The sequence below is a fragment of the Sphingobium sp. ba1 genome (assembly GCF_000743655.1).
Classification (GTDB): Bacteria; Pseudomonadota; Alphaproteobacteria; order Sphingomonadales; family Sphingomonadaceae; genus Sphingobium.
Window position 1 is genome coordinate 97,201 of the sequence record NZ_JPPQ01000083.1, and the last position, 9,762, is coordinate 106,962.

Here is a 9,762-nt window from a genome sequence, read left to right on the forward strand (position 1 = left end):
TCGGGTAGAAGGAGTCTCACGCCATGAACGACCCTCATTCCCATACGCCTCAAGCCAGCGGGTGCGGCTGTTCCGGCCAGAGTACCACTGAGCCTGCGGCCGCGACTGTCCCTCCCGCCCCAGCGGCCTGCTGCTCGGGTGGAGCGGCTGATGGGCCTCCGGAGACGGCCCAAAACGACGAGCATCACCCTGAGGCTGGAGGATGCTGCGCTGGCGGCAAGGTCTCTGAAGGCGCAGCGACGGTTACGGACCCGGTGTGCGGGATGACGGTCGATCCGGCGAGAACGGCGCATCATTCAGAGCACGCCGGCCAAACCTTCCATTTTTGCAGCGCCGGTTGCCGGACCAAATTCGGTGCCAGCCCTGACGCCTATCTCGGCGACAAGTCGAAGCCTGAGCCAACGGCGGCGCCGGGGGCTATCTGGACGTGCCCCATGCACCCGCAAATCCGCCAGGAGGGTCCGGGGACGTGCCCGATTTGCGGCATGGGGCTCGAACCGGAAGAACCGTCGCTGGATGATGGGCCTAATCCGGAGCTGGTCGATTTCACGCGTCGGCTGTGGGTGGCGGGCGTGCTCGCCGTGCCGCTGCTGGCGATCTCGATGGTCGCCGAAATGCTCGACATCGATGTCGTCAGTCCTGCCGCTTCCCCTTGGGTACAGCTCGCGCTCAGCGCCCCGATCGTACTGTGGGCGGGTTGGCCGTTTTTTCAGCGGGGATGGACGTCGCTTCGCACCCGCCATCTCAATATGTTCACGCTGATCTCGATCGGCGTCGGTGCAGCCTTCCTATACAGCCTCGTCGCGACGGTAGCGCCCGGCATCTTTCCGCCGACCTTCCGCATGCACGGCGGCGTGGTGCCGGTCTATTATGAGGCGGCCGGGGTCGTGGTGGCGCTGGTGCTGCTCGGACAGGTCCTTGAACTGCGTGCCAGAGCGGCGACCGGGCGCGCGATCCGCGCCCTGATGGATCTTGCCCCCAAGACGGCGCGCCGGGTGCGATCGGACGGGTCCGAGGAGGAAGTCAGCCTTGCTGACGTGGCGGCCGGTGATCGGCTTCGCGTTCGTCCCGGGGATGCGATCCCGGTTGACGGCGTGGTGGTCGAGGGACGCTCCTCGGTCGATGAATCCATGCTCACCGGCGAGCCGGCTCCTGTCCTCAAGGAGGCCGAGGCGGCCGTTACGGGTGGTACGGTCAACGGCACGGGCAGCCTGGTCATGGAAGCGCGCGCGGTCGGGTCGGATACGATGCTGGCGCGGATCGTCCGCATGGTCGCGGACGCGCAGCGCAGCCGTGCCCCGATCCAGGCGGTCGCCGATCAGGTATCCGGCTGGTTCGTGCCGTTGGTCGTGCTGGTTTCCATCGCGACGTTCGTGGTGTGGTCGCTGGTCGGTCCTGAGCCGCGCATGGGCCACGCCATGCTCAATGCCATTGCCGTGCTCGTCATCGCCTGCCCCTGCGCGCTGGGTCTCGCTACGCCCATGTCGATCATGGTCGGGACGGGCCGCGGGGCTCAGGCCGGCGTGCTGGTGAAGAACGCCGAAGCGCTTCAGGGGCTCGAAAAAGTCGATACACTGGTCATCGACAAGACGGGCACGCTCACGGAAGGCAAGCCTAAGCTCATCGCGGTCCAGACGATCGGCTCGGTCGTAGAGAACGACATGCTAGCCCTCGCTGCGGCCGTCGAAGGGCAATCCGAACATCCTCTCGCACACGCGATCGTCGTCACCGCAAAGGATCGAGAATTGCAGCTCGGCACGGTCACGGACTTCGCCTCGCAAACCGGTCTAGGGGTCAGCGCCAAGGTCGATGGCCGTTCGGTCGTGATCGGGAACGCCGAGCAAATGCGCCGGATCGGCGCTGATCCCAAAGCGCTCGACGCCGATGCCGATCGTCATCGTGGCGACGGTGCAGGCGTAATCCTGGTGGCGATCGATGGCGCTCTTGCCGGCCTGCTCGCGGTCGCCGATCCGGTCCGCGCCAACGCCGGCGAGGCAATTGCCGCACTCCGCCAACAGGGCCTCCGCGTCATTATGTTGACCGGTGACAATCAGGCGACTGCCGATGCGGTCGGTCGCGCCGTCGGCGGACTCGACGACGTGCGCGCCGGTCTGCGCCCGGAGGACAAGGCGCGCATCATCGGCGAACTGAAGGCGGGCGGTGCCAAGGTCGCAATGGCCGGCGATGGAATCAACGATGCGCCCGCTCTCGCGGCTGCTGATGTGGGCCTCGCGATGGGCACGGGAACAGACGTAGCGATCGAAAGCGCCGGCATAACGCTCACGCGCGGCGATCTGTCGGCGATCGTGCGAGCGCGGAAGCTCGCCCGGGCGACGATGCGGAATATCCGTCAGAACCTGTTCTTCTCGTTCCTGTTCAACGGGATCGGCGTGCCGGTCGCGGCCGGGGTGCTCTACCCCGTGGCGGGCATCCTCCTCTCGCCGATGCTGGCCGGCGCGGCGATGGCGCTCTCGTCCCTCACCGTGGTCCTCAACGCGCTGCGGCTGAACACGGTGAAGCTATGAACATCGGAGCGGCATCGGATGCCTGCGGCGTCTCGCAGCGCATGATCCGCCATTACGAGAAGATCGGTCTCGTGCCCGCGCCGGCAAGGCGCGGGAGTTACCGCGACTATGCCGACCCCGACGTTCACCGCCTTCGCTTCATTGCCAACGCGCGTGACCTGGGCTTTCCGATCGAGGAGATCAGGACGCTACTCGGGCTCTGGTCCGATCGCAGCCGTTCGAGCAGCGAAGTCAAAATGCTTGCGCAAGCGCGCGCTGACGAACTCGGACGTAAGGCGGCTGCGCTCGAAGCCTTTCGCCAGCAGCTCAGCGACGTTTTCGCGGACTGGCAGCATCGCACGGCCCAATGCCTGCGAGCCGCGCAAGCTGCCGGTGAGATCGGAGCCCACCATGATGCTGATCGCCTCGCCGCCTTCTTCTGGATCGGGTGGGAAGGCGCCGTGCTGCGCGCCAAGCTCGAACGCAGCGGCGCTCCGCTCCGGACATTCGCGGAAGGGTTTTTCGCAATGATCCGCACCTGACCCCCTTTTTTGAACAATTCTAGCCGATCGGTCTAATTTTGAGAAAGGAGCATTATCATGAGCACATTCCGAGCAGTCGTGATCGAAAAGAACCACACAGGCCAAACCGTCGCGCTGACGGATTTCAGCGAAGCCGATCGGATGGAAGGCGATGTCGAGCTTCGGGTGACGCACACCACGGTCAACTACAAGGACGGTCTGGCGATCACTGGCAAAGCCCCGGTCGTCCGGCGCTTCCCGATGATCCCCGGCGTCGATTGCGCCGGCGTGGTCGAGACGTCCAGCCATCCCGATTTCCAACCCGGCGATCGAGTCATCCTCAACGGATGGGGCACGGGCGAAACCCATCTCGGCGCCTTCGCTGAAAAGAGCCGGGTCAAGGGCGACTGGCTGGTGCCGTTACCTGCTGACCTGACGCCGTCCGAAGCGATGGCGATCGGTACCGCAGGCTATACCGCGATGCTCAGCATTCTCGCGTTGGAGAAGCATGGACTGCAGCCAGCCGATGGGCCGGTCATCGTCACCGGTGCGGCCGGCGGCGTCGGTTCGATCGCGATCACGCTGTTGGCGAAGGCAGGCTGGCACGTCATCGCGTCGACCGGTCGGGCCGAGGAAGCGGACTATCTCGAGGGCCTTGGCGCCGCCGAAATCATCGACCGCAACGAACTGTCCAGTCCCGGGCGGCCGCTCGGTAAGGAACGCTGGATCGCCGGTGTCGATAGCGTGGGATCGCATACTTTGGCCAACGTCCTGTCGATGACCCGATATGGCGGCGCGGTCACGGCCTGCGGTTTGGCGCAAGGGATGGACCTTCCGGGCTCGGTGGCGCCCTTCATCCTGCGCGGCGTCTCTCTACTCGGCATCGATTCCGTCATGTGCCCGAAGCCGCGCCGTCTCGAAGCCTGGGCGCGTCTTGCGACCGATCTGGATCGCGAGCGGCTGGGACGGATCACTTCGACCATCCGCCTGGAAGACGTCATCGCGGCCGGGACCGACATCCTGGCAGGAAAGGTACGCGGGCGCCTCGTCGTCGAGATCGAACAGGAATGAGCGGATCGATCTGAGCGGCCGCGCGGGCCGCCGCTCAGATCAGGTCTTCCAACTGCTTCAGGAACGCCGCGATATTCTTCTCGTCGCGTTTGTAATAGGTCCAGGGCCCGATGCGCTGAGAGGTCACGAGCTTGGCGCGCTGCAAAGCAGTCAGGTAGAGAGAGACAGTCGACTGGGAGAGGCCCGCGCGCTCCTGGATGATGCTCACGCAGACACCTACGTCTTCGGGATCGACCTCCTGCTCGGGATAGCTCCTGCGCGGGTCCTTGAGCTTCGCCAGGATTGCCAGCCGGGCGGGATTGTCGAGAGCCTTCAGGGCTTCATTGAGGTCGATGCTCATGCTCCTCCATGTAGCGATGTTTTTCAATATTACAATATATCGCTGCGCTGTGGGATGCCGCGCGACGTCCAGAAGTCACCGGCCCTTTGTGAAGATGCCATCGATCGCGAAGAGATCTGACACCACAGTAATGGCAACGCCTCGACGAACCCGGCATCTACTCCCGCAAGGACAGCGAGATAGACAATCCACGACCGCAGGTTCCTCAGTGCTGCGACGGCTTGTCCATCTCGATCCCAAGTTTGTCGATGCCAGCCGGGTCCTGCATGTCGGGTGGCGGATCCTATATCAGGAAAGCGCCGCAGACCATTTCGTGCGCCCCTGTGTTGCTCCGGCCATTTCATGGCGCATGCGCCCTGAAACGCGGCACGATGTGCGAGCCCAACTCTTCGACCACCTCAGGGGCCGGGCGGCGGCCATATTTGAGGTTGAGGATGACGTGATCGACGCCGATCGCTTCCAGGGTTTCCAAAAGCGTCAGCAGATGATCCCGCCCCAGCCTGAAGCCCAGATGGATCGGCGACGGCGGCGTGGCCGGATGCGCGTCGAGATCGATATAGAGCGACTGGAGGAACGGCTTGTAGGTCTCACCCGCCTGTTCCCTGACCGCCGCCCGCCAGCTTTCCACGAACAGCTGCTGCGCCTGGGGCGGCCGGGGATAGGTCATCCATCCGCTGCTCTCCCGCGCGATCCATTCCATCGACTGACGGCTGTTGCCCGTCACGAAGAACGGGAGCTCATTCGTGGTGGGCCTGGGGATCAGGTCGGCGCCCGCCAGCAGCCCGCGGCTCCATTGCAGCGGCTCGAAGCTGGTGCGCTGGGCGCGGCGGATGATGTCCAGATTTTCGCGGAAAACATCGCCTCGCTGGTCGGGGTCCACGCCGAATGCCGGGAACTCGACCGGACGGTCGCCGGTGGCGACACCCAGGAGCAAGCGGCCACCGCTCAACTGGTCCACGCTGGCCGCAGCCTTGGCCGTATGGAGCGGATGGCGCAGCGGGATCGCGATCGACGCGGTGCCGAGAGCGATTGTCGATGTGCGGGCGGCGATGAAGCCCAGATAGACCCACGGGTCGAAGACCTGCCCCGTGTCGCCGAAACTCGGATCGCGCAGCGGCACGTCGCGGAACCAGAGCGTCGAGAAGCCAAGCTCCTCGGCGCGATGGGCTAGTTCCGCCTGGTGTAGCATGGTCGGCATATCGCCCTGGAAGGCCTCGATGGGGAAGAACAGCCCCAGGGTCAGATGGCCCGCCTTGAAGGTATGACGAAAACTTCGATGCTGCTGATAAGGGATCGTGCTGGGCTGATACATCGTGAGGTTTCCTTGCTTTCGGTTGCCCGGCGGGCACTTCGTCAAATCATGGATTGGAGGCTCGCCAGATATGTCGAGATATTTTCCTCGTTCCGCTTGTAGTAAGTCCAAGGCCCCACACGTCGGGACGTGACTAGTTGAGCGCGCTGCAAGGCGGTCAAATACAAAGACACTGTCGACTGGGAGAGGCCGGATCGCTCCTGGATGGCGCTTACGCAGACACCAACCTGTTCGGGATCGACTTCCTGCCCAGGGAAGTTTTTGCGCGGGTCTTTCAGCCACCCGAGAATTGCGAGGCGCGTCGGGTTGTCGAGAGCTTTCAGCGCGTCTTTGACATCGATGCCCATTGGAGTTGTACGCACCTGTTACCGGCGCCGCACCGGAGCACAGGCCGCGCCCGGATGTCCGGACGCAGCCCGAAAACCCCTAGTCCTGATAGGCCGGATAGTCGGTGTAGCCCTTGTCGGTGCCGCCATACATGGTCGCCGGATCCACCGGATTGAACGGCCAGCTATGGGCGATACGCTCCGGCAGATCGGGGTTCGCGATAAAGGGACGGCCGAAGGCGATCAGGTCGCCCCAGCCAGCCTCGACCACGCGGACGCCGCGCTCCGGGGTGTATTTGCCAGCGTAGAGGATCTTGCCGCTGAAAGCTTTGCGTACATCTGCGCGGAAATCTTCGGGCAACTCCGGCGCATTCTCCCAATCGGCCTCGGCCAGCGAGAGATAGGCGATCCCGACCTCCTCAAGCACCTTCACGGCCTCGATATAGGTCTTGTGGGGATCCTCCTCGACGAGACCCAGATAGACGCGATCCTCCTCGGTCGTGGCGAACAGCGGGGCAAATCGCACGCCCATCCGGTCCTTGCCAACGACATCCGCGACAGCCTGCGTCACCTCGCGCAGGAAGCGCAGCCTGTTCTGCAGCGAGCCGCCATATTCATCGTCGCGCCGGTTGGTGTGAGCCGAGATGAATTGGTTCACCAGATAGCCGTTGGCGCTGTGGATCTCGACGCCGTCGAAACCCGCATCGAGCGCATTGCGCGCCGCCTGGGCATAGAGCTGCACCAGTTCCTTGACCTCGGCGGTGGTCAGCGCACGCGGCGGCGACGGCAGCGCCAGTGCGCCCTGCCCCGGACCGGTTTCGATGAACACCTTGACGTTGTCGGCCGGGATCGCCGACGGCGCGACCGGAGCGGCCCCGCCCGGCTGCAGCGAGGTGTGGGACACGCGTCCGACATGCCACAGCTGTAGGAAAATGATGCCGCCCTCGGCATGCACTGCGTCGGTTACCCTGCGCCAGCCTTCGACCTGCTCAGGACTGTGGATGCCCGGCGTCCAGGCATAGCCCTGCCCGCGCGGCTCGATCTGCGTCCCCTCGGTCACCATCAAGCCGGCGCCGGTGCGCTGGCGGTAATAGTCCGCCATCAGGTCGTTGGGGATGTTGCCCGGCTGGGAGCTGCGCGAGCGCGTGAGCGGCGGGAGGACGATCCGGTTACGCAGGGTGTATGGCCCTAGCCGGACGTTGTCGAAGAGAACCGAGTTCTTCATTTCATTACTCCTAAATATCGCGAAGTTTCGATGTTGCGAGGCATGGATATGCCTCGCAACCACTCGATCTCAGTACAGTCCAAACGAAGCCTCGTTGAGGCTGACGATGATGTTCTTCTTCTGGCTGTAGGCTTCGAGCATGGACTTGTGGGTCTCGCGGCCGATGCCCGACTTCTTGTAGCCGCCGAACGGAGCGTGCGCGGGAAGCTCGTGATAGGTGTTGACCCACATCCGGCCCGTCTCGACCGCGCGCGCCACGCGGATGGCGCGATTGATGTCCTGGGTCCACACGCCGCCGGCGAGGCCATAGTCCGACGCATTGGCCAGCGCGATGACCTCCTCCTCGTCCTTGAACGGCAGCACGACGACCACCGGACCGAATATTTCTTCCTGGGCGACGCGCATGTCGTTGCGAACATCGACGATGATCGTCGGCTGGATGAAGAAGCCGTCGTCATAATCGCCGCCGGTCAGGCGATTGCCGCCGGTCAGGATGCGGGCGCCCTCTTCCGTGGCGAGCTTGATATAGCCCATGATGCGGTCGGTCTGGGTCTGGCTGACCTGCGCGCCCATCTGGGTGTTCTCGTCGAGCGGATCGCCGACGCGGACGCTCTCGAACCGCTGCTTCAGATCGCCGACGAAGTGATCGTAGATCGATTCATGAACGAACAGCCGAGCGCCGGATTCGCAGACCTCGCCCTGGTTCCAGAGGATACCCAACGCGGCAGCCTCGACCGCCCGATCCCAGTTCGCATCGGGGAAGATGATGTTGGCGGACTTCCCGCCCAGCTCGAGGGTTGCTGGGATGAGTTTCTTCGCAGCAGCTTCCGCCACCACCCCACCGACACGGGTCGAACCGGTGAAGGCCAGCTTGCTGATCTGCGGGTGATCGAGGATCGCCTGCCCGGCCACCGCGCCGGTGCCCGAGACGATATTGACCACGCCGGCCGGAAGCACCAGGGCGAAGATCTTAGCGAGTTCGAGGATTGTGACCGGCGTCATCTCGGACGGCTTGATCACCACCGTATTGCCCGTTGCGATCGCCGGCGCGATCTTCCAGGCAGCCATCAGCAGCGGGAAGTTCCAGGGAATGACCTGCCCAACGATACCGATCGGCTCGTTGATCGTCAGGCTCATCGTCTGCTCGTCGATCATCGCCACTTCGTCCGAATGGCTGCGGATCACGCCGGCGAAATAGCGGAAGTGATCGATCGCCAGCGACACGTCGAGCCGAGCCTCGCGGACGGGCTTGCCGACATCCATGCTTTCGAGAATGACGAAGCGGTCGGCATCGGCCTCGAACAGGTCGGCGATCTTGAGGAGCGCATTCGAACGCTCGGTCGCGGAGGTCTTGCGCCAGCTCTGGAAGGCGCGGGCAGCGGCCTGGACGGCGCGGTCGACGTCGTCGGCGGTGCCGTTAGGGGTGCGCGTCAAATAGGCGCCGTTGGCGGGGTTGATGCTCTCGATCGTCTCGCCATTTTCACCCTCGACCCACTGATTGTCGATGAAGTGACCGTAGCTGGTATCGGGAGCGTAGATCGAAGCGGGCTTGGTTGACGTCAGCATTGTGCATCTCCTTGGTGCGTGAGTGACAGCGCCAAGGTAACTATGAATCGAGATATGTCAATATCGCGATGCATAGACTTATTTTATGTATTCTTTTTTCCCTTTTAAATCAGAAGGACAGATGCGCCGTGGAACGGGTTGCGGAGCCTAGGCGCGCTATATTGGCAGCGTCATGCAGGGGCTTTAGGTGTCAACCGGCGCGTAAAACTGACCCCCTATCGGCGCCCAATATTGACCCCACCTTTCGGCAGCGCGGCGGTTATCCCGGTAGTCGATAGGAGGGGCCCACGGACGACGACGCACACCGTCAGGTGTGCTGGCGGCGGCGTCCGTGGGAGGTCCCTGTTGACCCACCGGGTTAACCGCCGGGGATGGGGATCCGGGGGAAGGGGTTTTCGGCTCAGTTCCGGTTTTTGAACCGCCAGCTGTCGTTGCCTGTCTCGATGATGTCGCAATGGTGGGTGAGCCGCGCAGGAGCTGTTGATCCAGGATGAGGTCGAAGGCGCGGCGATCGGTGATATCGTGGATAGAGCCCTGCTCCCGTTCGAGGACCGGGATGCCGATCGCTTCACCGCCTCCGGTCCCCATGTAAGGCTCTCCCCGGAGATTACCTTGGCGCTGGCAATGGCGCTGCACGAATTGGCGACCAACGCCATCAAATACGGGGCGCTGTCGGTGCCGGAAGGCAGGGTCGCGATCGAATGGTCGATCAAGCAGCGGCAGGGCAAGCGTCACCTGTTCTTCTGTTGGCGCGAGCATGACGGTCCGACAGTGACCCTATCCCGGAAAATGCTTCCTGCGAGAATGAGAAGGATCTGGCAAAATCGAAGCTGATTTAGAGGCTGACTCATAAAGAAGCGTTTTGATTACAGTCGCGTGCGATTCTGCGGGTGATTT

The 9,762-nt window shown here is 63.5% G+C and carries 9 protein-coding genes; 4 read left to right on the forward strand and 5 right to left on the reverse strand.

The annotated features are described in order from the left end of the window. Positions 1 to 254 precede the first annotated feature (254 nt). The 3 genes from IL54_RS19765 to acuI are packed head-to-tail and all read left to right on the forward strand — an operon-like array spanning position 255 to position 4,096. Entirely contained in the window at positions 255 to 2,525 is a 2,271-nt protein-coding gene (locus IL54_RS19765) for a heavy metal translocating P-type ATPase (protein ID WP_076605602.1), read from the forward strand. Further along, positions 2,522 to 3,046, forward strand: a complete 525-nt coding sequence (locus tag IL54_RS25740; protein WP_076605603.1) for a MerR family DNA-binding protein — start codon at positions 2,522 to 2,524, stop codon at positions 3,044 to 3,046. Before IL54_RS19765 ends, IL54_RS25740 begins: the two co-directional genes overlap by 4 nt. 57 nt (positions 3,047 to 3,103) lie before the next feature. Continuing rightward, positions 3,104 to 4,096, forward strand: a complete 993-nt coding sequence (acuI, locus tag IL54_RS19775; protein ID WP_037479783.1) for an acrylyl-CoA reductase (NADPH) — start codon at positions 3,104 to 3,106, stop codon at positions 4,094 to 4,096. Positions 4,097 to 4,130: 34 nt separating this feature from the next. Here the strand turns inward: acuI and IL54_RS19780 are convergent, their stop codons facing one another. From IL54_RS19780 to IL54_RS19800, 5 genes are all read right to left on the reverse strand, one after another. Then, complete coding sequence (locus IL54_RS19780) at positions 4,131 to 4,436, reverse strand: ArsR/SmtB family transcription factor (protein ID WP_037479785.1); 306 nt, start codon at positions 4,434 to 4,436, stop codon at positions 4,131 to 4,133. A gap of 340 nt (positions 4,437 to 4,776) precedes the next feature. Beyond that, positions 4,777 to 5,748 carry an LLM class oxidoreductase gene (locus IL54_RS19785; RefSeq protein ID WP_037479788.1) on the reverse strand — a complete coding sequence of 324 codons (972 nt, stop codon included), beginning with the start codon at positions 5,746 to 5,748 and terminating at the stop codon, positions 4,777 to 4,779. A gap of 41 nt (positions 5,749 to 5,789) precedes the next feature. Further along, complete coding sequence (locus tag IL54_RS19790; RefSeq protein WP_037479789.1) at positions 5,790 to 6,095, reverse strand: ArsR/SmtB family transcription factor; 306 nt, start codon at positions 6,093 to 6,095, stop codon at positions 5,790 to 5,792. A 79-nt stretch (positions 6,096 to 6,174) separates the two neighbouring features. Next, entirely contained in the window at positions 6,175 to 7,299 is a 1,125-nt protein-coding gene (locus tag IL54_RS19795; RefSeq protein WP_037479791.1) for an alkene reductase, read from the reverse strand. 69 nt (positions 7,300 to 7,368) lie between these two features. Then, positions 7,369 to 8,865, reverse strand: a complete 1,497-nt coding sequence (locus IL54_RS19800) for an aldehyde dehydrogenase family protein (protein ID WP_037479793.1) — start codon at positions 8,863 to 8,865, stop codon at positions 7,369 to 7,371. A 480-nt stretch (positions 8,866 to 9,345) separates the two neighbouring features. Here IL54_RS19800 and IL54_RS19805 point away from each other — a divergent pair, with 480 nt between their 5' ends. Beyond that, positions 9,346 to 9,699: a sensor histidine kinase gene (locus tag IL54_RS19805; RefSeq protein WP_037479795.1), complete on the forward strand. Its 354-nt coding sequence runs from the start codon at positions 9,346 to 9,348 to the stop codon at positions 9,697 to 9,699. Positions 9,700 to 9,762: the final 63 nt, after the last annotated feature.

What these genes read in the sequence shown, in the direction of transcription:
- IL54_RS25740 (WP_076605603.1), top strand. Translation starts at nt 2,522, where the DNA reads ATGAACATCGGAGCGGCATCGGATGCCTGCGGCGTCTCGCAGCGCATG.
- acuI (WP_037479783.1), top strand. Translation starts at nt 3,104, where the DNA reads ATGAGCACATTCCGAGCAGTCGTGATCGAAAAGAACCACACAGGCCAA.
- IL54_RS19780 (WP_037479785.1), bottom strand. Translation starts at nt 4,436, where the DNA reads ATGAGCATCGACCTCAATGAAGCCCTGAAGGCTCTCGACAATCCCGCC.
- IL54_RS19785 (WP_037479788.1), bottom strand. Translation starts at nt 5,748, where the DNA reads ATGTATCAGCCCAGCACGATCCCTTATCAGCAGCATCGAAGTTTTCGT.
- IL54_RS19790 (WP_037479789.1), bottom strand. Translation starts at nt 6,095, where the DNA reads ATGGGCATCGATGTCAAAGACGCGCTGAAAGCTCTCGACAACCCGACG.
- IL54_RS19795 (WP_037479791.1), bottom strand. Translation starts at nt 7,299, where the DNA reads ATGAAGAACTCGGTTCTCTTCGACAACGTCCGGCTAGGGCCATACACC.
- IL54_RS19800 (WP_037479793.1), bottom strand. Translation starts at nt 8,865, where the DNA reads ATGCTGACGTCAACCAAGCCCGCTTCGATCTACGCTCCCGATACCAGC.